16 protein-coding genes are annotated in these 23,546 nt (G+C 69.3%); 7 read left to right on the top strand and 9 right to left on the bottom strand.

Going from position 1 to position 23,546, the window contains the following annotated elements; genetic code table 11:
- Position 1 precedes the first annotated feature (1 nt).
- Together K415_RS0113720 and K415_RS0113715 are read right to left on the bottom strand one after the other, a co-directional pair.
- Positions 2-868 (bottom strand): NAD(P)-dependent oxidoreductase, encoded by an 867-nt coding sequence (locus K415_RS0113720; protein ID WP_024287619.1) that lies wholly within the window; start codon positions 866-868, stop codon positions 2-4.
- A complete protein-coding gene (locus tag K415_RS0113715; RefSeq protein WP_034662972.1) occupies positions 865-1,566 on the bottom strand; it encodes a sugar phosphate nucleotidyltransferase in 702 nt (233 codons plus the stop codon). The genes K415_RS0113720 and K415_RS0113715 overlap by 4 nt, the downstream gene beginning before the upstream one ends.
- A 383-nt stretch (positions 1,567-1,949) precedes the next feature.
- Here K415_RS0113715 and K415_RS24340 point away from each other — a divergent pair, with 383 nt between their 5' ends.
- From K415_RS24340 to K415_RS0113700, 3 genes are all read left to right on the top strand, one after another.
- The gene (locus K415_RS24340; RefSeq protein ID WP_197024736.1) at positions 1,950-2,342 is read left to right on the top strand and encodes a GtrA family protein; all 393 of its coding nucleotides are present in this window, start codon (positions 1,950-1,952) and stop codon (positions 2,340-2,342) included.
- Positions 2,343-2,601: 259 nt separating this feature from the next.
- A complete protein-coding gene (locus K415_RS0113705; protein ID WP_155859469.1) occupies positions 2,602-3,519 on the top strand; it encodes an FkbM family methyltransferase in 918 nt (305 codons plus the stop codon).
- 526 nt (positions 3,520-4,045) lie between these two features.
- Entirely contained in the window at positions 4,046-4,912 is an 867-nt protein-coding gene (locus K415_RS0113700) for an FkbM family methyltransferase (protein ID WP_081785045.1), read from the top strand.
- A gap of 214 nt (positions 4,913-5,126) precedes the next feature.
- Here K415_RS0113700 and K415_RS0113695 read toward each other — a convergent pair whose 3' ends face one another.
- From K415_RS0113695 to K415_RS0113685, 3 genes are all read right to left on the bottom strand, one after another.
- Positions 5,127-7,304: a glycosyltransferase gene (locus K415_RS0113695; RefSeq protein WP_024287614.1), complete on the bottom strand. Its 2,178-nt coding sequence runs from the start codon at positions 7,302-7,304 to the stop codon at positions 5,127-5,129.
- Positions 7,301-8,521: an FkbM family methyltransferase gene (locus K415_RS22895; protein WP_024287613.1), complete on the bottom strand. Its 1,221-nt coding sequence runs from the start codon at positions 8,519-8,521 to the stop codon at positions 7,301-7,303. Before K415_RS22895 ends, K415_RS0113695 begins: the two co-directional genes overlap by 4 nt.
- Before the next feature lie 130 nt (positions 8,522-8,651).
- Positions 8,652-9,581: a GDP-L-fucose synthase gene (locus K415_RS0113685; protein ID WP_024287612.1), complete on the bottom strand. Its 930-nt coding sequence runs from the start codon at positions 9,579-9,581 to the stop codon at positions 8,652-8,654.
- A 643-nt stretch (positions 9,582-10,224) separates the two neighbouring features.
- On the opposite strand from K415_RS0113685, the gene K415_RS22890 reads away from it, so the two are divergent.
- Positions 10,225-12,654 carry a glycosyltransferase gene (locus K415_RS22890; RefSeq protein WP_024287611.1) on the top strand — a complete coding sequence of 810 codons (2,430 nt, stop codon included), beginning with the start codon at positions 10,225-10,227 and terminating at the stop codon, positions 12,652-12,654.
- Positions 12,655-12,660: 6 nt separating this feature from the next.
- Here K415_RS22890 and K415_RS0113675 read toward each other — a convergent pair whose 3' ends face one another.
- The 3 genes from K415_RS0113675 to K415_RS0113665 are packed head-to-tail and all read right to left on the bottom strand — an operon-like array spanning position 12,661 to position 17,134.
- Entirely contained in the window at positions 12,661-15,168 is a 2,508-nt protein-coding gene (locus K415_RS0113675; RefSeq protein ID WP_024287610.1) for a glycosyltransferase, read from the bottom strand.
- Complete coding sequence (locus K415_RS0113670; protein WP_024287609.1) at positions 15,168-16,145, bottom strand: GDP-mannose 4,6-dehydratase; 978 nt, start codon at positions 16,143-16,145, stop codon at positions 15,168-15,170. The genes K415_RS0113675 and K415_RS0113670 overlap by 1 nt, the downstream gene beginning before the upstream one ends.
- Before the next feature lie 2 nt (positions 16,146-16,147).
- A complete protein-coding gene (locus K415_RS0113665; RefSeq protein WP_024287608.1) occupies positions 16,148-17,134 on the bottom strand; it encodes a GDP-mannose 4,6-dehydratase in 987 nt (328 codons plus the stop codon).
- Positions 17,135-17,312: 178 nt separating this feature from the next.
- Here K415_RS0113665 and K415_RS21960 point away from each other — a divergent pair, with 178 nt between their 5' ends.
- The 3 genes from K415_RS21960 to K415_RS22880 all read left to right on the top strand — a co-directional run bounded on the left by K415_RS21960 (position 17,313) and on the right by K415_RS22880 (position 21,309).
- Positions 17,313-18,263 carry an FkbM family methyltransferase gene (locus K415_RS21960; protein ID WP_024287607.1) on the top strand — a complete coding sequence of 317 codons (951 nt, stop codon included), beginning with the start codon at positions 17,313-17,315 and terminating at the stop codon, positions 18,261-18,263.
- 77 nt (positions 18,264-18,340) lie between these two features.
- Entirely contained in the window at positions 18,341-19,774 is a 1,434-nt protein-coding gene (locus K415_RS22885; RefSeq protein WP_024287606.1) for a glycosyltransferase, read from the top strand.
- Positions 19,771-21,309 (top strand): glycosyltransferase, encoded by a 1,539-nt coding sequence (locus K415_RS22880; RefSeq protein WP_024287605.1) that lies wholly within the window; start codon positions 19,771-19,773, stop codon positions 21,307-21,309. The genes K415_RS22885 and K415_RS22880 overlap by 4 nt, the downstream gene beginning before the upstream one ends.
- Before the next feature lie 107 nt (positions 21,310-21,416).
- Here K415_RS22880 and K415_RS22875 read toward each other — a convergent pair whose 3' ends face one another.
- Positions 21,417-23,420: a DUF4214 domain-containing protein gene (locus tag K415_RS22875; protein WP_155859467.1), complete on the bottom strand. Its 2,004-nt coding sequence runs from the start codon at positions 23,418-23,420 to the stop codon at positions 21,417-21,419.
- Between the last annotated feature and the right edge of the window lie 126 nt (positions 23,421-23,546).

Genomic DNA, 23,546 nt, shown 5'->3' with positions numbered 1-23,546 from the left:
CCTAAGGCTTCCACGAGACTCCTTCCCCGTCTGAAGTGCCCGACGCGGAGCCGGAAGCAGTTGTACGCAAGACGCCAGCGACATCCGACACCGTGATCCGCTCGCTCATCCGCGAGATCGCGCTCCAGCGGTCTGGCTTGCCGATCACGATCGTTGGTGGTGCCGCCCCGAGGTCATTGACCCGCACAGTCGCCCCCAGGAGCACCAGCGCCATCTGGACGGCGTCTCCTATGCGCACACCGTTGCCCGAGCAGAGGTTGAAGACGCCGACAGGCCGATGGACCGCGGCGTGCACGATGCTCTCGCACACGAATTCCGGCCGCACCCAGTCACGGACCGTGCCAGCCGACAACAGCTCCACATCGGCTCCTGAGGCAATCGCCGACCGCACCCGTTCGGCGATGTCTGCCAGCGGGCTGCCAGGCTGAGGAGGGGACGCAGCCACATTGAAGACACGCAACACAGTCGTGCGACCCAGCTCGCGGACGCGCTGCGTGCCTACCAGCTTTGTACGTCCGTAGTCCGTCTCGGGTGCCTCCACGCCCCGCTCATCGCAAACACCATCCGGTTGACTCGTCCCGTACTCCGCGGCCGATCCCAGATGGACCAGGTGGCCGCCATACCGGTTGATCTGCTGAGCAAGGACCTCGGGGAGGTCGACGTTGAGCCGCTGCATCATCTCCCGGGTGCCCTTGCGCGATCCCGCAGCGTTGACGACAACCCGGTCTTGCCCGACGAGCAGCTGTCGCACAACGTCGCCGCGACTCGTGAGCACTGCCTCTGCTGACACCGCAATCAGGTCCGGTACGCGATCGCGGATGTGTTGGCCGAACCATCCCGATGCACCGACCAGGACGATCTCGGTCATATGAGCCCGCGCTCGATCAAGTCGTTCGCCGCCGCAAGGTCCTCTACCCGCCCGAGGTCCATCCACAGGTCCGGCACGGTTTTGCAGACCACTCGGCCCCCGTCGGCGGCCAGGCGCATCAAGAAGTCAGGCATGTCGACGCGGTTGGGAGGCAACTTCCGCAGCGCCCTGCCACTGATGACGTTGATGCCGGTGCTCAACAGGTTGAGCGTCGACGGCTTCTCGTGGATGCTCAGGAGATTGCCGTCCTCGTCAGCGATCACCACGCCGTAGTCGATCTTGACTTCACGCTCCACGCACACCATTGCGGCGTCAGCACCAACACCCTCGAACCAGTGCAGCAGCTCACGCATGTCGAGAGACGTGAGCGTGTCGCCGTTGATGACCAGGACCACGTCATCATCCGCGACATCGAACGGCATGAGGCTGAGCGCGCCCGCCGTACCCATGGGCTCGTCCTCGCGGGTGTACCTCACCTGCACCGCATACTTGGAGCCATCGCCGATGACGGCCTCAACGAGGTGCCCGAGATAGCCGAGGCTGATCGCGACCTGCTCCAGGCCCGCATCCCGGAACGATCTGAGCACCCGCTCGATGATCGACTCCCCGCCCAGAGGGATCAACGGTTTGGGAAGGATGAATGTGTATGGCCGCAATCTCGTCCCAGTGCCCCCAGCAAGGATGAAGCCGTACCGCATGCTCACCCCCTGCTCGTCAGGTGCACGACCCCGACGGTCGTCCGATCGGGCGTTGCGGCCCGCCGATGATGCTACCCGACGCGAGACACCGCGATGCTGGACGCCGCAGGCGGTGCTCTCCGCGTCGACGGTCCCCGTTTCCACCGTCTGACCGCAGGCCCGTCTCCCCGGTGGGGGAGCACCTCCGCCGTCTCCGGGGCCCGCGGCCCGAGCCCCAGCTGAGCGATCTTGTGCCACATCCACGCGACGACAGCCGTTCAACGCTGACCAGCCCGCCGGCCCGGCGGCCGAGGCACGTGTCGCCCCTGACAGGGGCACCCGCCCACCGTGCCGTGCCCGGCGGGGCCGAGCCCGCTGGGGTCGCCTCCCCTATGCTCTGGATCATGTCTGCAAAGCCTGTGGTTCGGTTTCTCGTGGTCGGTGGCGGCGCAGCACTGCTGGAACTGGTGACCTTTCAGGTCCTGGTGATGTTCGGCATGGACCCCGTCGTCGCCAACGTCTTGAGCTTCGCCGTCGGGATGACAACCAGTTTCGCCGGCTACCGCCTGTGGTCGTTCGCCGGGAATCACACGCTTCCGATCGGAAGCCAGTTCGGTGCGTACGCGACACTCGCACTCATCAATGTCCTGGCGTCCTCACTGATCATCCACGGGCTGGTCGAAGCCGGACTGCAGCCGTGGATCTCCAAGGCGGGCTGCATGGCTCTGATCGCCGGATGGAACTTCCTTCTACTCAACCGCCTCATCTTTCATCGCCACCCGGCGACCGGGAACTGACGGCGAGGTCCTCCACCGGAGAATGCGCCCAGGCCCATCTGGCCCGGTTCGTTCGAATCGCTGGTGCGCGTCGGGTCCCATCGGGTCAGGCTCCCGATTCACGGGCAATCATGATCGGTGATCGTGCTGGCAGCCGTTCAGAGTGCCGGCACTGACGGTTGTGGAAGAAGCGGTAGACTCGCTCTCGTACCATAAGTCTCAGCTCACCCTGCCCCGTAGGGCGGTGCCGTCCCAGGCCCGGGCTGCGGGTACGTTGGCCATGGACGTGACAGCCGAAGACGCGAGATCCATGAAGGATGGTGGCGCCACCATGGACGATCGTCCGCCGACGTTCGCTCCCAACATCACCCGGGACGAGATGTTCTGGCGTTCGATCAGACGCCCGCTTCCTGGCGCGGATTCCAACATCGAACGATTCATGCTCGCTGCCGCAACAACATGGATCGAGCCGGGCGACTTCGTGGTCGATCTGGGCGCCAATCATGGGCAGCACGCACGGGTTTTTGCCATTCGCCTCGGCCGCAGCGGCTCCCTCCTGCTCGTCGAAGCGGACCCGTCATTGGCAGCCGACCTGGAGAACGGGGCCCTGCACTCGAGCATCAAGATCGAGGTGGTGAACGCAGCCGTGGGCGACCCCGACTCGCGCGAGGTGGTCTTCTACCGACACCAGACACGGGACCAAGAGGGGTCCCTGTTCAGGCGTGAGGACGGGACGACCTATCAGGAACTCCGGGTGCCCGCGACCTCGCTTGACTCCCTACTCGCGGGGAGAGCGGTGCCCAGCTTCGTGAAGATCGATGTCGAAGGCGCTGAGTTCTCGACCCTCCGCGGGGCGGCCGGGCTCCTGAGGGACCATGCGCCCTTGGTGGCCTGTGAGGTTTCCTTCGACTCCGAGATCGAAAGCCCGGAGTCTCTCAACTACACGCTGCTCGAGCTCATCGAGACCCTGGGAGAGGCCAACTGGTCGCTCTTCGCCTTGGACGGGCGGCGGATCACTGGACCAGACTCGGGCGATCCGCAGTTCCGGATGCACTACCAGTGCTGGCTGGCGAAGTCGGGTTCCCGCGCAGAGCAGTTCGTGACGACGATCGTTCCGCTGCTGGCCTCGGCATTCGCGTGGGCCTCGACCGAGACACCCCCCTATCCCTTCCACCTCGACAAGCACCCTGCGACGTGACTCCGCCGATGGGGCGTGAAGGCGTCGACGGTCGAGTCTGGCGCCTTCCGTGGAGTGAAAGGCAGGCATTTGTCGAAGAATGGCGCAGACGTTCTGAACTGGGGCAGTGGCACGTGTCTCAGCTCGACTCCTCGCAGTTCGTAGAGCACCGTGCAGCTGCGCGCTCGGCCAGGCCGTGAATACGCCCGGCCAAGGGAGGCGCGCAGTCAACTGGGCCATGCCACGCTCGCGGGACGCCCTGCCAACTCCACGGAACCGGTTGTCGGGCACTGGCAGTGTGACCGTGCGGGCCCGCTTGTCGGCCGCCCTGATCTTGAGCAATGGCGCGGAGCGTCATGGGGAGCGGCTGCACGCTCAGACTGGGCACGGACGGCAAGGGGCGGGGCCGGCTGCCTCAAGGCTCGATCGACATGCGTCGCCCCGACCTCGGGTCACCTCGGACGCGCGGCACCGGGCCCCAACCCCGGGTAGGTTGTCGGCTGACCGCCGGCCGAAGAGCCGATAACTGGAAGTTGATGGTGCCGCCATGACCGAGCGCTCTCCCGAGTTTGCTCCTGATCTGACTCCGCACGAGATGTTCTGGCGCGCGATGGCGCGACCGCTCCCTGGAGCAGACTCCCACGTCGAACGATTCATGCTTGCCACTGCGACAGCGTGGATCGAGCCAGGCGACTTCGTCGTCGACCTGGGAGCCAACCACGGCCAGCATGCACGGGTCCTTGCCACCCGCCTCGGGGCCAGCGGGTCCCTCTTGCTTGTCGAAGCAGACCCGTCATTGGCGGCCGACTTGGAGAAGGGAGCCTCGCTCTCGACCATCCGGATAGATGTGGTGAACGCGGCCGTAGGCGATCACGAGACGCGCGACGTGGTCTTCTATCGACACCAGGCCCGGGACCAAGAGGGGTCGGTCTTCAAGCGTGAGGACGCGGCGACCTACGAGGAAGTGCGCGTTCCAGCGACCTCCCTGGACGCCCTGCTCGCACACAGGGCGGTACCCAGTTTCGTGAAGATCGACGTCGAGGGGGCCGAGTTCTCGACACTCCGCGGAGCGACCGACCTCTTGCGGGACCACGCGCCCTTGATCGCCTGCGAGATCTCCGCCGACTCCTCACCCGAGAGTCCCACGTTCCTCAACTACCGGCTGAGCGATCTGGTCGCGACCCTCACAGAAGCTGGCTGGTCGCTCCACACCCTCGACGGCCGCAGAATCTCAGAGTCGGACGCTGTGGATCCGACCTTCCTGATGCACTATCAGTGCTGGCTGACGAAGGCAGGCTCCAGGGCAGAGCGATTCGTGAGTACAACTGTCCCACTCCTTGCCGCCGCATTTGCGTGGGGCTGTGCCGAGACGCCCCCTTATCCCTTCCACCTCGACAAACACCCCGTGAAGTGATTCTCCTGAGAATGCCACAGCAGCTCGACATGCAATCGGGACGAGAGCGACACGGCGAGAGCGATGACGCTCCCGTGGCTGTCAGGCGGCTGCGAGGGCAGCCCCTTTCGCCACGAATCGTGAAGAGCCTGAGAACAGGATTCCAGCCATCCCGCACCGTCGCCAGGGCCCGCCTCGTTCGACCCGATTCGCTCCCAGGCCGCACAACCGCGCACTACGCCGAAGCGAACCGCATATCAACGCCGTTGCTCATGAACGAGACCGCTGTCGCGACGTTCGACACCGCATGAAACACGACGTCAGCAGAGGCCATGACGCGGGCATCGCGGATTACCTCCCAGGCCAAGCGCGGAGACCATAGTCCCACGTCCGAAGCCATAATGTGCTGGAGCTGGTGACCATCCGCGAGCTTCTCGTCGGCTCGGAGCTCGTCGAAGCGTGAGTCGGTCTCGCTCGGGATGCGCTGGACATCGGCGAATTGGATGACGTGATCGCCGAACTCCTCGCGGAAGAGTTCGACCACGCGCTCCTGCTCGGTGGCGAGGAAGACGGCCCAGTCGTCGCTGGCCTCGCTGATGCCTCGCTCTGCGACCGCCTGGCGGACGAGCTCGACGTACGCATGGCGGTCGGCGATCGTCCCGTCGGGCTGCTCCACCGCGTGGCTGGGGTGCTTGATGTGTGCCGCAACGAGGAACCGGCCGTCGCGATTCCGGTGCAGGAAGCCATCGAGCTCAGCCTGGAGCGGCTGCCGCAGCCGAATGTGGTCTCGAATCACCGGCTCGTACTGCCGACGGATACGCGCGAAGTCGGGGCTCTGGTAGAGGCGATAGGCGTGGATGTAGGTGAGCAACGGCTCCCGCGACTCGTTGTACTCGGCAGCGGGCTTCTGCGAGCCGTCCCAGAGGAACTCCCGATCATCCAGGTCAGCTGCAGAGAGGTCATATGGCGGCTCGAACAGGTGGTTCCAGAGGTTGCCCTGATCAGGCCGGCTGTAGCAGTAGCTGACCGGCCGGCGTGGGTTGATCCGCTCGAGCAGACGACCTGCATCCCAGTCAGGCAGGACGAGTCGTTGGGGCGAGTCGTGCAAGCTCCACACCAGGTGACTGACGTAGGTGTTGTACAGGGAGAAGAACCCGCCGTCGTGCGCGGGCACAACGATCTTCGTCGACCCCAATCGGATGCCGTGCCGACCCCCGTGACGGCGAATCCGCTCCTGGTGCCCGACGGGAATCTGGGTGTGCCGACTGGACCCGTTCCCCCGCAGCAGGTTCCGCGAGTCGGGATCCACAAGGGCCCAGTAGGAGCGCTCCAGCGACTGCAGGCCGAACTCCGCAGCCAGAAGCTTTCTCTCCCCGGCGGAGGTCACGGCCTCGTCCGAGCGGACGAAGTCGAACGCGGCGCGCAGCCCGGAGCGCAGCGACTCGGGGTCCGGTACGCGCTGGAAGCCGAACTGACGGTTGTCGATCTCCGGATAGATCGCGGGAGCGTCGTGGAGCGTGGACACCTCGAAGACGCCGGGCGGCCCGAACAACGGTCGGTGCGCACCGAGGTCCGTTATCACCAGGCTCTTGCCGAGCGCCAGGGCCTCGCGCGGACCGACGGAGTAGCCTTCACCCGCCGAGGCGTTGACATAGACGTCGAAACTCTCGAGGAGCTCGTTCTTGGCAGATTCTGTCAGATTGTCGGTGGAGAGCACCACGTTTCCGGTGCGGGCGACATCGACCATGGATCGGACCGCAGTCGCTGTCGCACCGTGGGCAACGTTCGAGTGGATCACGAGTTCCGCGTCGTGCGAATCGCCGAACTCCCGCAGGAAGGCTGAGACGAGGGCCTCCAGGCCCTTCCGCGGATGATATGCCGAGAGCGTCCCGAACCGCACGCGGCGACCTGCGACGGGCCGGTACTTGCGCGCGATCTGCGCCTCGACGTCGATCGCAAGGGGCAGCGCGCCGATCTCGATCTTGACGCCGGAGTCGAGTGCGATGTCGATGAGGTGCGCGGACGTGAAGAACACCGCATCGAAGTCACGGTTGAGGATCTCGACCCATTCCGGCGGCAGCCGGTCAGAATCGAATGCCAGGTAGGCGAACCTGTAGCCCGACGATGGTGGCGCGACGTACTTGGTGTAGTTCACGCCGTTCCACAGCACGTCGGCGTAGATGTAGACGGCAAAACCCTCGAGCTCGTGGGTCAACGAGATCTCGCGCCCGCTCGTCAGACAGACCGTCTCGCCGGCCTGGGCCGGGGTATGGAGGTCCCACAGCCTGACGTCGTACTTGCGCGCGAGGAGCTCGAACAGGCTCTCGGTAAGGTGGCCGATTCCGGTACCGAATGCGCGCCGACCCATGACGCAGATCCCTTCGCCCGGAACACCCGAAGGCTCGGTGCTCATCGACGCACCCACTCCTTCAGGTACGTCCGTGGCCGTCGAATGGCACGCATGGGCAGGGTGATGCGCCACGAGGTGCTCGCCAGCACGCCGTCAAGACGGAGCTGGATGTCCTGCGCGGCACGGCGCTGAGCCTCCTGCCGCTCCGCGCGCTCGGCATCGAGACTCTCCTGGCGCTGCAAGCGGTTCCTGAAGTTGCTCACCTCTGCCGCGTACCACGCGACCATCCGCTCGCGCTCGAACGACGTCTGCTCGAGAGCTTCGCCCCTCAGCTGCAAGCCCTGAATCGACTCGTCCCTGGCACGGACACGCTCCTCGGCCTCGTCGTTGCGCTGCTCCGACGCGGCCAGCGCAGCCTCGAAATCACTGAGCCGCGAGGCCAGTTCGGCCTCGACGTCACGGAGCCGCGTCTCGAAGTCGATCCGGTCACGCACCACGGCCTCGACGCGCTGCATCACCTCGCTGGCCTGGGCGGGAGACACCATTCCCACCTTCTCGCCGATGAGCTCGACCATGACACGATCGCCGTCGGCGACGACCACGAAGTCGTCCGTCACGTTGACCGGCGTGGCGAAGTTCGGGAGAAGCTCGTCGGCGAGCTCCTTGGCGAGGTAGAAGTCGTTCAGGCCGTCGAAGTACGCGTGCACATAGTCGTGATCCTCGAGGTGCTGCCGGATCGCTCGGCGCGGGTTCGTCTCGGCGTTGCCCGAGACGACCTCGACGACCGCGATCCACGGCCGCGTCCGCGTCAGGTCGATCGTGTGCAGCACATCGAGCTCGGCACCCTCGACGTCGACCTTCAGGAACTGGATGTCGCGCATGCCGTGAGCCGCGAGGACCTCGTCGAGCCGGACCACGGGAACGGTCGTCGTGGTCACAGCTCGCCCCTCGCCCCTCAGCTCTTCGGCGCGCTCGTCCGAGATCGTCGAGAGCTCGTCCCAGAGATCGACGACGGTGAGGTCAGCGAAGTCGGCCTCGCGCGCGCTGACGGCGGCCTGGAGCGTCACGTCGCGTGGGCGCTGCTTGGTGAGCGCGTCCGCGAGCGTCGGCAGCGGCTCGATGTTGATCCCGGACCAGCCTGCATCGTAGAAGAGCTTCGTCACGGAGTTGTGTTCCGGGTGACCGGCTCCGACGTCGACGTAGCGGCCTCCTGCCACGTGCTGCAGAGCACGCCACAGCAGGACGTCCTCGAAGTTCTGGGCGAAGGACTTCACAGTCATGGTCTGCCTCCCGTGCAGAGGGGGTGTGGGGCGCCGACCGTCCCACGGCTCGAGCCGCTTGAACGCAGTGGTGACCGCGGTCTCCATGCGCTGGGGTTGGACGATCGTGGCTGCCCCTGTTCGTCCCGCGCTAGCGGCGCGCGGTGGCGAAGTTGTCTACATACCATCGATGTGTCTCGGCAAGTCCTTGCTCCAATGTGAACGTCGGCGTCCAGCCCAGGGCCTCGAGTCGCGAGACGTCGTAGGCTCGAGCGTGCTGCCCGTCGGGCTTCGACGAGTCCCAGCTGACTGGTCCGGCGTAACCAGACACCCGCACGAGGGTCTCGACGGCCTCGCGGATCGTGACGGACACCCCGGTGGCCAGATTGATGACGCCGGAGTAGCTCTCGAGAATCATCCGGATGGCCGACGCCGCATCCGCCGAGTACAGGAAGTCACGCGTGGCCGTGCCAGTCCCCCATACCTCGAGTGGCTCGCCCCACTCCTTCGCGCGGTGGACCTTGGACACGAGCGACGGAAGCACATGACCGTGCGCCTCGTCGAACTTGTCTCCCGGGCCGTACAGGTTCGTCGACACGACGAAGGCGAAGTCCATGTCGTACTGATCGCGGTAGGCCTCGAGCTGGGCAACCATCGCGCGCTTCGCGTGCGCGTATCCCCGCTCCGAGTCGTGCGGAGGCCCGAGCCAGAGGTCGTCTTCCCGCATCGGCAGCGGCACGATGTCCGAGTAGACGGCGGTCGAGCCCATGGCGACAAGCTTCTTCACGCCGACCCGTCGGCTGGCTTCGACCACATTCGTGTTGATCTGGACGTTCTCGTAGAAGGCCTGGCCCTGGGAGTGGATATTGCCCATGAGCCCATGGACGCGGCCAGCCAGATGGACGACGTACGTCGGACGCACGGCCTCGAGGAGCTCCTCAGCCTGCACCCGCTCTGTCAGGTCGGCGCGAGACGACGTAGCTCCGACGACGTCGTACCCGGAGTCCCTCAACTCCCGTACGAGGGCGCGGCCCGCTACCCCCGACACGCCTGTGATCAGGATTCTCTCGGTTGCTGTCAAGTTCCACTCCGTCTGCGACTCATGAAGAGGTCACGCTGGCCTTCGCGCTCAGCATCCATACGCATGCTGGCTGCGAGGCTCGACCGGGTGTCTACTGCGGCTCGGCCACCGTGGTGACCGCACACGACGAATGGTCGCCCGGTGCAGCAGGCCGGCATCGCTTCGCAGCGAGATCGCGCACGTCAGAGCACACATGTGCTCCTCACTGCTGGCGCGACACATTGCGGCCCCCGTACTGCCCGTTTCCCCTGCCTCCGACCGGGTGTCCGGTTGGAGGACGCATGCGCGACTGGCGCCACGTCGCAGCGAGCCTAACCCATCCTCTGGTCTCGCCGGTCATGACCGTCGCCCCATGGGCCAGTCGAGAGCATGTGGTAGTCGCTGGTTGCGGGCGCGCGACCAGAGGCCCGCCCCGAGGGTCGGGCGGGCGCTCCCTGAGCGCTCGCATCGACCCATCCGTCGTCCACACGTCGCGGCCCGGATCAGTGTTCGACACGACCGCAGCGCTACCCGCCGCCTCCGGCCCGGTGCTGGACGCCGGTGGTGGCGATGCCACGCGACATCGCGGCTGGTCCTGACCGTCACCGTCCTCGGTACGCTCAAAGCCGGTCACCCGTCGGAGGAGACAGCACGTGAGCCATCAGTGAGCACGATCCACATCGCCGTCGTCAGCACGCGGAGCTGCGCTCCCCTCGCCCGCGCGACCGTTCGACGGGCGGTCCCCGCCGTACCGTCCGCGCAGGTGCACGTGCTGGACGTCGACGGCAGCTATGCGCCGGTCGGCCCCGAGGAGGTGCTCACCGCGGTCGATGTCGGCCTCACGGACGCGGAGCTGCACCTCCGGGCGATGCTCCACGAGCCCGCGGAGCTGATGCGGTGGCTGTACCCCACGCTGGTGCGCACCATCCAGGCCGGTACCCCGCAGCCCGCGACCGCGACGGTGCTCGTCGTGCAGCCGGGCGTCCTGTTGCTGGGCTGGCCCGGTGCCGTGCTCGACGCAGCGACGAGGTACGGGATCTGCCTGATCGCACGCACGCCACTGGCCCTGCCCGCCGACGGTCGCCGACCGACCACCGACGACGTCGCGGTCGCCGGCGCCTACGCCCCCCAGCTCCTGGCCCTGCGCGGCAGACAGGGCACGCTGCTGGACCTGTGGGAGCGAGCCGGTGCCACGGTGGACGGCACGGGCGACCACTGGCTCGAGATCGCGGCCAGCCGCCTGCCGCACCACACCGTGCGGGACGTCGCCGCGCTCGTCTCGCCGTGGAACCTGACGCCCGCGCACCGGATCACCCCGACACCCGGTGTCGAGGTCGACGGGCTCGTGCTGGACGGGCACGACGTCGATGCCATCGACCTGACCGCCTGGGACCCGAGCAGCCCGTGGCTGCTGGACGCACGGCCGCTCGGCGACCCGCGCGGCCGGCTCAGCGATCACCCCGTGCTCGCCGCCCTGGTCCAGCAGATCGCCGAGACCCTCCAGGCGGAGGCCCGGGACGGCACGGACCGCCGATCCGGCACCTGGGACCTGAGCACGACGTCGCTCGGCACACCCGTCGACGAGCCGTTGCGCGAGCTCTACCGGGCCGCCATCGCCCGGAGCGCCCCGTCGGCCCGTGACCAGGACCCACCCGACCCCTTCGACCCGCGGGCCGCCGACGGCCTGATGGCCTGGCTCACGGAGCCGGCGGCGGACGGCGGCCCAGGGCGGTACCTGCGCGCCATCCACCGGACCCGGCCCGACCTCCAGGCGGCGTTCCCCTCGGTACCCGGAGAGCACACCGCAGGATTCCTCGCGTGGGTCCACACTGACGCCGCACTGGAGTACCCCGCCACCCTCATCACCCGCGCAGCCGCGCGGACCGCCACGCCGGACGTCGCACCACCACGACGGCCCGCCGCCGGCGTCAATGTGGTGGGCTACCTTCGCGGGGAGCTGGGGATCGGCGAGTCCGCCCGGCTCATGGTCGACGCGCTCAAGGCCGCCGGTGTCCCGTACACGACAGTGCCGGTCGACCGGCACCTGATCAGTCGCCAGAACGCGGCCGACGGCGGAGCCGACGACGTCACGACCGGACGCGACGCCGGCCAGCAGGTCTTCGGCACGAGCCTGATCTGCGTGAACGCCGACCTCACCTCGTCGATCGCGGCGACCATCTCCGACCTGCTCTCCCGCAGCTACCGGATCGGCATGTGGTACTGGGAGGTCGAGGACTTCCGGGCCCGGCACGACGCCTTCGTGCACGTCGACGAGGTCTGGACGGCGACCGACTTCATCCGGAACGCCATCGAGCCGCACTCCCCGGTCCCGGTCCGTACGGTCACCCCGCCGCTGCCGCAGCGCGGGCCCACCCCGACCCTGACCCGTGCCGATCTCGGTCTGCCCGAGCGGCCGGTGTTCCTCTTCTCGTTCGACTTCCTGAGCACCGCCGAGCGCAAGAACCCGCTCGGCCTCATCGAGGCCTTCACCGCCGCGTTCGCGCCGGGCGAGGGGCCCGTGCTGGTGATCAAGTCGATCAACGCCGACAAGCGTCCGGCCGAGGCGGAGCGTCTGCGCCTGCGGGCCGCAACCGCGCCCGACGTCGTGCTGATGGAGGACTACCTGGACGCGGCCGAGCGCGACGCCCTGGTGGCCCTGTGCGACGTCTACGTGTCCCTGCACCGCTCCGAGGGGCTCGGGCTGACGATGGCGGAGGCGATGGCCTGGGGCAAGCCCGTCATCGCCACCGGCTACAGCGGCAACCTGCAGTTCATGACGGACGAGAACAGCTTCCTGGTGCCCTGGACACCGACGCAGATCCCGGCGGGCGCCGACCCGTATCCGGCCGGTGGCATCTGGGCCGACCCAGACCTGGGCGCCGCAGCACGCCTGATGCGCTCGGTCATCGAGGAGCCGGACGTGGCTGCCGCGCGCGGGGCACGTGCAGCATCCGACATCGCCACGCTGCACTCCCCCGAGGTGGCCGGCCGGCTCGTCGTCGAACGGCTCGCCGAGTCGGCCGACCGTCGCCGTGCCAGGCTGCGCACCAGCCTCGGTGACCGCCTGCGCAGCACGGCCCGCAGACTGCGCTGACGGCGTTCAGCCCGGAGGGTTCCCGTTGCCGAGCACCCGTCGCACCCGACCGACCGCGCGCCGGGTGACCTCGCGCACGCCACCGGCACGCAGGTAGTCCCGCGCCAGGGTGACGTCACCGCGGACCGAGCGCCGAGGCTGCCGCCGACGCTTGCGCGGGGCGGCCGGCTCGGGCGGGACCGCGAGGTCGAGCGCCCGGCGCGGTGTGCGGCAGAACTTCACGAGCGGGGTCAGGACCTTCGACCACGCATAGCTCCCGGCGAACGCCTGGACGGCCTCGACCGCGGCCGCGGCGGCGGCCTCGTCGAAGAGCATCTCCTCGAGGGCGGCCTCGAGCGCCTCAACGTCCTGCTGAGGGACGACCCGGCCGAGGCCGTGCTCGCGGATCAGCACACCGAACGTGTCACCATCGGTCGCCACGATCGGCAGCGAGGCCCACAGGTAGTCCAGGATCCGGGTGCGGAAGCTGAACGCCGTCTCCACGTGCTGGAAGTGCGTCGAGACACCGACGTCGGCGTCGAGCAGGTAGTCGGCACGCTCGTCGTAGGGCACCCAGCCCTCGTTGAAGAAGACGTTGCGCCCGGTCAGCCCGAGCTCGCGCGCGAGCTCTTGGGTCTGCCAGGCGACCGTCATCTCCGGCACGCCGGGGTTGGGGTGCTTCATGCCCAGGAAGAAGAGCCGGACCTCGGGGTGGCGGTCCTTGAGCCGGTCGACGGCGCGGATCAGGGTCAGCGGGTCGAACCAGTTGTAGATCCCGCCGCCCCAGAGGATCACCTTGTCGTCCGGCCCGATGCCGGGCACGGCTCCCTTGATCGCGTGCCGGCGCTGGACCGGTGCGGCGTCCTCGATGCCGAACGGCACCACGGTGATGAGGTTGTCGAGGTTCTGGTTCTCGTCGTAGACGGCGGGGTTGACCCGGCCCTGACCGGCGAGCTGGCCGAGCCAGAAGTCCCGCTGCTTGTCCGACGCGCAAAGCAGGAAGTCCGCCCGGCGCAGCTGCTCGTTCAGGGTGTGCGTGGTCACCTGCACCGCGTGCACCCGGCCGTCCGGGCCGAGGTCCTTGGCCTGCTCGAGCTGCTCGAGGTGCATCGGGTCGTAGATGTCCGCGACGATGATCGTGCCGCTGCCCTTGACCCAGGGGGCGGTCTCCAGCAGGAAGCCCTGGAAGATGATCACGTCGGCCCAGCCGGTCGGCTCGTGCAGGCCCGTGCCGGCCGCGTACTCGACCGAGAAGTCCGCGCTGGAACGCTTCGCCCCGGCGGTCGAGACCAGCCGCACCTCGTGCTCGGGTGCGAGCGCCTTGGCGATCTCCCAGGCCCGGATCGCGGGCCCCGCCATGCGCTCGAGCAACGGCTCGCCGGTCACCACGAGGATGCGGTGCCGGGCCCTGAAGTGCTCCTCGATCCCGAACGCCTCGACCAGCGCCTCGTGCGCGGCCAGGTAGCTGGGCATCCCGTAGGCGGGCTCGATGGACTCGCGGAACAGCGGGAACAGCTCGCGGTCGCTGCGCCGACGTCGGGCCTGGAGGTCGCGCCGGCTGACCAGGAGGCTCGGCAGCTGCTCGACGAAGTAGTCGATCGCGTAAGCGCCGGTCAGCGCCATCTTGGGGATCTCGAGCGTGCCGGTGTCGTCCCCGCCCGGCGAGCGCTGCAGGTCGAGGGCCGACGCGTCGACGTCGGTGCGGGCCACCGACCGGCGAACGGCCAGCGCCATCGCGGCGGGCAGCGCCCGGGCCAGCGACGCGTCGTCGTAGTTCTTGTACATGGTCAGCAGCGCGTTGCGCTCGAGCAGGTAGCTCTCGCGGAAGCTGCCGAACTTCTTCATCGTCACGTGGTGACGGTGGAACGCGACCGAGCCGGGGACGTAGCGGACCCGGTGGCCGAGCAGGTTGAGCCGCCAGCCCAGGTCCACGTCCTCGTAGAACATGAAGAAGCGCTCGTCGAAGCCGCCCTCGGCGCGGAACAGCTCGGCGCGGACGAACATCGCCGCGCCGGTGCCGAACAGCACGTCCTTGGCGGTGTCGTACGCGGCCGAGTCCGGCTTCTCGACCTCACGCTTGTAGCCCATGCCGAACCAGGTCAGCGAGCCGTCGACGTAGTCGACGAGCGTGCCGTCCCAGTCCAGGACCTTGGAGGCGACCGAGCCGACCGTGGCATCCGCCTCGAAGGCCGCGACGGCTGCGGCGACCCACTGCGGGCCGGGCCGGGCGTCGTTGTTGATGAAGCCGACGTACTGACCCGTCGCATGCGCGACACCGAGGTTGCAGCCGCCGGCGAAGCCGAGGTTCGCACCCGACTCGACGACTGTCGCACCCGGGACCGCCGCGCGGATCTGCTCGGCGCTGCCGTCACCCGAGTCGTTCTCCACGACGATCAGCTCGAGCCGCTCGGCCGGCCACTCGACGTCGTCGAACGCGCGCACGCACGCGATCGTGTCCCCGGCGCCCTTGTAGTTGACCAGGACGACCGAGACGACCCCCGGGCGCACGACAGGTGCCTCCGGCGTGCGTGCCATCAGGCGTCCTTCCGCAGCAGCTCCACGTCGTGGTCGACCATCCGTCCGACGATCTCCTCGAAGTCGACGGTGGGCTCCCAGCCGAGCTCACGACGGGCCTTGCCTGCGTCGCCGACCATCTCCGCGGTGTCCATCGGGCGCAGCAGCTCCGGGTCCACCTCGACGTGGTCCCTCCACGCGTCCCCCACGCCCGCGTGCCGCAGCGCCGCCTCGGCGAACTCCGCGACCGTGTGCGTGCGCCCGGTGGCGATCACGAAGTCGCCACCGACGTCATGGCGAGCGGCCCGCACCATGGCGTCGACGTAGTCCGGCGCCCAGCCCCAGTCGCGACGGGCCTCGAGGTTGCCCAGGCGCAGCACGCCCGAACCGTCGGCACCGATCCGCGCCGCTGTCGCGGTGATCTTCCGGGTCACGAAGGTGGTGGGCCGCCGGGGTGACTCGTGGTTGAACAGGATGCAGCTGGTCACGTGCAGGCCCTTGCTGCGGTACACCCCCGCGATGTGGTGGGCGTACGCCTTGGCGGCGCCGTAGGGCGAGACCGGTCGCACCGGGGTGCTCTCGTCCTGCGGGAAGGTCCGCGCCACGCCGAAGATCTCCGAGCTGCTGGCCTGCACGCAGGCGACCTGGCGGCCCGTACGCTCCTGCAGGCGGAAGGCCGCCTGGAAGAGGACCGCGGCCGCCACACCGCTGAGCTCGGCGGTCAGGACGGGATGCTCCCAGGAGAACGCGACCGAGCTGATCCCGGCCAGGTTGTACAGCTCGTCCGGCTCGATCTCGCCGACCAGCCCGCGAAGGCGGTCGCCGTCCGCGAGGTCGCCGACGTGCAGCGAGACGGACGGGTACGACGATGCGAACGCCGCGGCCGCCTCGTCCTGCTCATGCACGAGGCCGTGAACGTCCGCACCGTCCGCCAGAAGCTGTTCGGCGAGGTAGCCGCCGTCCTGGCCAGTGATCCCGGTGATCAGCGCACGCGGCACGCCTACCTTCCCGCCTGGGCGCGCTGCTCTACGAGGTCGTTGGCCACCATCATCTGCACGAGCTCGGTGAAGGCGACCTTGGGCTCCCAGCCGAGCGTGGTGCGGGCCTTGGTCGAGTCGCCGATGAGCAGCTCGACCTCCGCCGGCCGCATGAACCGCGGGTCCTGCGTGACGTAGGGCGCCCAGTCGTCGATGCCGACCGCGGCGAAGGCCACGTCGAGCAGCTCCTTGATCGAGTGGGTCACACCGGTGGAGATGACGTAGTCGTCGGCGGTGTCCTGCTGGAGCATCAACCACATGGCCTCGACGTAGTCGCCGGCGAAGCCCCAGTCGCGCTTGGCGTCGAGGTTGCCCATCGTGATGCCGTCCTGCAGGCCGAGCTTGATCCGCGAGACCGCCTGGCTGATCTTGCGGGTGACGAACTCCGGGCCGCGGCGCGGCGACTCGTGGTTGAACAGGATGCCCGAGGACGCGTGCATGCCGTACGACTCGCGGTAGTTGATCGTCATGTAGTGCCCGAAGACCTTGGCGACGCCGTACGGCGACCGCGGCCACAGCAGGGTCGACTCGCGCTGCGGGACCTCCTGGACCTTGCCGAACATCTCCGAGCTGGACGCCTGGTAGAACCGCACCTTGTGCGGGTCGTCGTGCGAGTACAGCCGGACGGCCTCGAGGATGTTGAGCACGCCCTTGCCGGTGACGTCGGTCGTGAGCATCGCGTTCTCCCACGAGTACGCGACGAAAGAGATCGCACCGAGGTTGTAGACCTCGTCGGGCTGGGACGACTCCATCGCGCGCAGCAGGCTCGACAGGTCGGTCAGGTCCCCGGTCAGCAGCTTGACCTCCGGCACCGTCGCGCGGACCAGGTCCAGCTTCGGATTGTTCTGACCGCGGATCAGGCCGAAGACCTCGTAGCCCTTGGAGAGCAGGAGCTCGGAGAGGTAGAGACCGTCCTGACCGGTGATGCCCGTGATGAGTGCGCGCGCCATGTTCCCTCGGATGCCAGAGATATGAGTCCGGGCGATCCTATCGGGTTGTTCGTTCCGCCACGCCTGTGGCCCGAACCGGGCCAGCAGCCGAGCGTGTCACCCGCGAGGCCGCCTGCAGACCCTCGGCATGGCCTCGCGGGCGCGGGCGAGTGGCGCCCGGTCCCTCTATGATCGCCACGTGCCGACCGCCTCGCCTTTCCACTCCTATGCGCAGAACAACGAGGACGTCGTCCTGTGGCGTGCCCTGCGTGACGTGTCCGTCGGGCGCTATGTCGAGGTGGGCGCCAACCACCCGCTGATCGACTCCGTCTCGCGAGCGTTCTATGACCGGGGCTGGAGCGGGATCACCGTCGAGCCGGTCCCCTACTTCGCCGAGCTGCAGCGCGCCGAACGCCCGCGCGACCTGCTGGTCGAGGCCGCGATCGGCACGACGGACGGCGAGATCACGCTGCACCTGGTCCCCGGCACCGGCCTGTCGACCGTGGTCGACGCCGTCAGCGTCATGCACGCCTCCGAGGGGATCGACCACGTCGACGTGACGGTGCCGAGCAAGCGGCTCGACGACGTCCTGTCGGAGTCCGGCTGGTCCCCCGACGACGACCTCCACTTCATGCTGGTCGACGTCGAGGGTGCCGAGCAGGACGTGCTCGCGAGCGTCGACCTGACCCGGTGGCGACCACGCGTGCTGGTCGTCGAGGCGACCGCGCCCAACGCCCCGATCTCGACCCACGAGGCCTGGGAGCCCGCAGTGCTCTCCGCCGGCTACCAGCTCTGTCTCTTCGACGGGGTGTCCCGGTTCTACGTCGCGGACGAGCGGGCCGACGAGTTGCGCCCGGCCCTGTCCTACCCCGCGTGCGCACACGACAACTTCATCAGCCGGCCGTTGCTGACGGCCCAGCAGGAGCGCGAGGAGCTGCGCGGCCAGGCGGCGCACTGGCGGACGGTCGCCCTGACCGCATGGGCTGACGCAGTCCAGGAAGCCAGTACGCACGCCTCCGGGGTCAGCAACGGGGCGGAGTTCGATGCCCTCCACGCCCAGGTCGCGGCTATGGAGGCGACGCTCTCCTGGCGGGTCACTGCACCGCTGCGAGCAGTCCGGCGCGCCATCGACGGGGTCCGTGGACGATGAGCCGGACGCCGTCCCGCCGTCGCAGCTCCCGGCACCTAGTCACCGCTCTCGACCAACGCCTGACCGAGGCTGCCCGGGTGCTGCTCGACCCCGGCACGCGCGCCCTGCCCGACGGACCGCCCGGGACCCCCACGGCGCACCTCCTGCCCCACCTGATCGCGCTGTGCGCCGACCGGTCCAGAGCCGATGCCCGCTGGCTCTTGCTGACCGCGACCTTCGGCGCCCTCCCGACCGGCGACCAGCTCATCGCCTTCGGCCGCTACGTCGAGACGGCCCTCCCCGGGCACGCCGAGTCGGCGCTCCTGGCCGGGGTCTTCATCGACCCGCGCCGCGGCCGGGTGGACCTGCCCATGACGGTCGTCACTGACGACGTCGTCGTCGACGTGGACTTCTGCGCTCGGCACGACACGCACACCGGGATCCACCGGGTGGTCCGCGAGACGATCCCGCGGTGGCAAGCCGAGCACCGCGCCGAGGCCGTGGCCTGGATCGACGCGTACACCTGCATGCGTCGGCTGGCACCGCGCGAGTCGAACCGGGTCTTCGCCTACGGCCTGGACGTGCCGATCGACGCAGCCACCGAGGCCGCCTACCAGGAGCACCTCATCGTCCCCTGGCGCAGCGTGGTGGTCCTGGCCGACGTCCCCAACCCCCTGGCGAGCGGACCGCTGGCGGCCCTGGCCACGTACTCGGGCAACGAGCTGGCCCTGATCGGCTACGACATGATCCCGGTCACCAGCGCCGAGATGCGTCCCGCCTCCGACTCGGTCGCCTTCGCGCAGTACCTGACCGTCGCCAAACGGGCGCACCGCATCGCGGGGATCAGCCGGTCGGCGACGGCCGAGTTCACCGGGTTCTCCCATGCCCTCGGCGCACAGGGCCTCCCCGGCCCGCAGGTTCGCGAGGTCCAGCTCGCGAGCGAGCCACCCCTGGCCGGGGCGCCCCAGACGCGCCGTCGTCGGCCGCGCCCCGTGCTGCTCCTGGTGGGCAGCCAGGAGCCGCACAAGAACCAGCGTGCGGCGCTGCACGCCGCGGCGCGCCTGTGGCGCGACGGGCTGGACTTCGAGGTCCGCCTGGCCGGTGGGCGCGGATGGTCCGACGCCGTGCTCAAGCCGTCGATCGAACGGCTCGTCGGCCAGGGCCGCCCGCTCACTCCACTCGGCCGGGTCAGCGACGCACGGCTGCTGCAGGAGATGCGCAGCGCCGACGTCGTCTTCTTCGCCTCGCTGCACGAGGGCTACGGGCTGCCGGTCACCGAGGCGCTCGCCTGCGGCACCCCGGTGATCACGTCGAACTTCGGCAGCCAGCTCGAGATCGCCGAGCTCGGCGGCTGCGTCGTGGTCGACCCGCGGGACGACGACGACATCACGGCGGCCATCCGACGCCTGCTCACCGACCCGACCGAACGGGCCCGGCTGCGGGCGCAGGCAGCGGCCCGACCGGTGCGGACGTGGGACGCGTACGCGAGCGACCTGTGGAACTTCCTGGTCCGGGCGGAGGAGGTCGCGTGAACCGCCGTCTCCGCCGGAGCCTCGTCGTCGCCACCCGACCCCGAACCCTTCGACCCGCGGCCGTGCCGCCAGCCCACCTCGACGCATGGTCCCGGCGTGCCCCGTTGCTCCGCGCCGCGCTGACCGGCACGCCCGCAACCGCAGCCGGGCCGGACCAGCAGGTGTCGATCAGGTCCCTGCGAGACCTGTGTCGCGAGCTGGGCGGAGTTGTCGACGTCCGCGACCGCTCCCAGGTGTGGCTGACTCTCGCCGTGCTGACCGGCCGGTTCCCCGACCGCACCACCGTCGTCGAGGTCTCGCGGTGGAGCGAGTTCGACGACGGTTCGACCCTGTGGCGCTCGGTGGCGCGGTTCACCACCGACGAGAGCGCGGCCTGGGACCTCCGGGTGGCGACGGACGAGGTGCTGGTCGACGTCGCCCACACCGCCTCGACGATCCTGACCACCGGCATCCAGCGCGTCGCACGATGGACCACGCGGCGATGGCTCCGCGACCGGCTGTGCACGCCGGTGTCCTGGTCCCAGGGCTTCCAGTCCCTGCGGGAGCTGACCGACGTCGAGCGTCAGCGGATCGAGGAGGGCACCGCGGAGGAGGACGTCGCCGCGCGGCCCGAGGCGACAGTCGTCGTGCCGTGGCGGGCGACGTACGTGTTGCCCGAGCTCGCGGCGGAGCCCGAGCGGAGCGCCCGCCTGCTCGCCCTCGCCGAGCTCACCGACAACCGCACCGGCGTGATCGGCTTCGACTGCGTCCCGATCACCTCGGCGGAGACGACCCAGCTGGGCTTCGCCGGCGTCTTCGCGGGGAACCTCGCCGCCGTCCGGTCCTTCGACCGCATCGCGACGATCTCGCAGGCGGCCTGCACCGAGTACTCCGGGTGGCGGGACATGCTCTCCGCCATCGGCCTGCCCGGCCCACGGATCGAGGCGGTCCAGCTGCCCGTCGAGGTCGCCGCGCCGACCGACGAGGACCTGCGTGCCGCCCAGGCACGCTTCATGGTCGGTCGGCTGCCGCTCGTCCTGGTCGTGGGCAGCCACGAGCCCCGCAAGAACCACCTCGCCGTGCTGCACGCGGCCGAGCTGCTGTGGCGTGACGGCCTGCAGTTCAGCCTGAGCTTCGTCGGCGGGAACTCCTGGGGCGGCGAGGCCTTCACCCGCCGGCTGGCCGACCTGCAACGGATGGGCCGGCCGGTCGACAGCGAGTCACGGCTCTCCGACGGCCGGCTGTGGGCGGCCTACCGCCTGGCCCGGTTCACCGTCTTCCCGTCGCTCAACGAGGGCTTCGGGCTCCCGGTCGCCGAGTCCCTCGCCGCGGGCACCCCGGCGATCACCTCGGACTTCGGCAGCATGCTCGAGATCGCCACCGAGGGCGGGGCCCTGACCGTCGACCCGCACGACGACCACGCCATCGCCGAGGCGATGCGCCGGCTGCTCACCGACGACACCCTGCACGCGCAGCTCACCCGCGACGCGGCCGATCGTCCGGTGCGTACCTGGGACGACTACGCCGCCGACGCGTGGGACTTCCTCACCGGCTGATCGGTCGAACGACTGATCGACCGATCGACTGATCGGCCGGTCGGTCGGTCGGCCGGTCGGCCGGTCGGCCGGTCGGCTGTCGAGCGACAGCCGACCAGTGCTTCGGCTCAGGGGAACCGTGCGATGGCGCGGGCGCGGTACTCGAGGCTGCCGGCGATCCCGACCCGCACCGCACCCTCACCCTGCCGCAGCAGCACGTCGGCCCAGCCGGCCAGACCCACCGGGTCAGGACCACGACCCAGGAACGTCTGGTAGTACGCACCGGCCCGGATCCGCGCCGCCTCGTTCGAGAACCAGATCGCATCGACGACCACACCACGACCGCGGGTGGCGAAGACGGCCGACCACTCGGCCACCTCGGCGTCGCCGGCCGGACGGCTCAGGACGGTCTGGTAGAGCCGGCGCACGTACCCCTCCGGGGTCCCGCCCGACGTCGCGTAGTACTCGACCGAGTCGTAGAACCGGCGCTGGACGTCATCGACGGTCGCGTGCCCGGCCTTGATCTCCGAGAGCCACGCCGCCGCACCGGCCGGCTCCGGCTCACGACCCAGGACCTCCCGGTAGGCCTTGGTCACCCGCGAGGAGATGTACTCGTCGCTGCGGGTCAACGTGTCGACCAGGGCCGACTGGCTCTGGCCCTGCATCAGGGTCGTCGTCCAGCCCGCGAGGCCGGTCGGGTCGGGGGCACGGCCGAGGAGATCCTGGTACAGCGCCCTGACCACGGCCTCGGAGGCGGCCTGCGAGCTCCAGGAGAACGTGAACCAGTCGCTCTTGAACCGGCTCGTGCCCAGCGCCGAACGGAACTCCCCACCGCTGTACGCGTGGCTCGTGCCGTTCCCGTCGACGACGAGCACCGAGGTCACGCGCCCGCCCCAGTCCCCCAGGCCGTTGCGGCCGGTCACCGTGATCGAGCGGACACCCGGGATGCCGAGCGTGGCTGCGACCTCGTCGATGGTGAACGTCGCGACCCAGGTGTGGTTGGGGTTGCCCGCGTAGGCGTCGCCGAGGTCCACGACGGCGGGGAACGTGCCGGCGACCGTGTAGCCGCCGGTCGACGAGCTGAACTCGGTGCGCGCGACGGCACCGGTCCCGTTCATCACCCGGACCTCGCCGGCGGTGGTGTCGATCGCGACGTTCGCGTTGTCCCCGTCGAGCCGAGGGGTCGCCGACGGCCAGAACCCGGCACCGCCGTACACCTGGCAGGACGTCGTGTCGCACGTCTTGGCGCCCGAGGCGAGGACGCCACCGGCGATCGCATAGCTCCGGGCCGCGACCGCCTGCGCCTTGAGCGCCTGCATGCCCTTGCCGCCGCCGGCGGTGCCCCAGCCGTCCGGGGACTCGCGCGGGACGACGCCGCGCAGGTACTCCTCGAGCGGAAGGTGGTTGAAGGTGGTCTGCACCCCGGTCTTCGCATGCTTCTGCACGGACAGGTCCCCGCGGTAGGCGCGCTGCCCGGAGGCCTCGCAGACCTTCACCAGGCCGTCCAAGGTCGTCTGGTTCGTGGTCGAGATCCGGACCCCTGCCGGGTAGGTCCCGATGTCGGCGATCTCTCCGTAGCACACACCCGTCGACCTGATCAGGATCGAGCCGTCCGCCTTCGTCCGGGCGACGAGGCCCTGGACGCCGGCGGGGACGGGCACGCCGTTGATCGTGAGGCTCGTACCGGTGACGACGAGGGGCTTGTCGTTCAGGGCCGTCAGCTCGACCGAGATCGGCGGGTTGCCCACGTTGCCGACCGACGTCCCGCCGTAGAAGTGCGCGAGGATCTGGCTGTAGGACCAGCCGTGGTCGACCGCGTAGCCGAGGGCCCCGTACTGCCCCATCCCGCGGCCGTGACCCCAGCCGTGACCGGTGAAGGTGATGTCGGTGGCCTGGGAGTCCAGCGCGACGCCGGACGAGCTCGCAGTCGGGACCGCGATCTCGGCAGCGGCGGTCTCCGCCGGGGCGGTCTCGGCAGCGGCGATCTCGGCCGTGCCGTCGGCGCCCGGCTCGACGACAGCCCCGAGGCCCGTCGCGGCACCGGCGGGCAGCGCGCCCACGACGCCCAGGAGCACGGTGAGCGCGAGGCCCGTGAACGAGGCACGCGCGGCACTGCGGTGCAAGGTGTGCATGAGAGCTCCATGGTCGGCGACGGTCGCTGCTTCGTCCATTCCACCACGGAACGCACCGCACGGACCCGGCGCCTGGCCGTTGGTCTTGCCGGCTCGACGGCGGTGGGGCGAGCCGGCCGCGCGAGG

Origin of the sequence: Cellulomonas sp. KRMCY2, assembly GCF_000526515.1 — a bacterium.
In the GTDB taxonomy this organism is placed as follows: domain Bacteria; phylum Actinomycetota; class Actinomycetes; order Actinomycetales; family Cellulomonadaceae; genus Actinotalea.
This window is presented reverse-complemented; position numbering and strand designations above follow the sequence as displayed.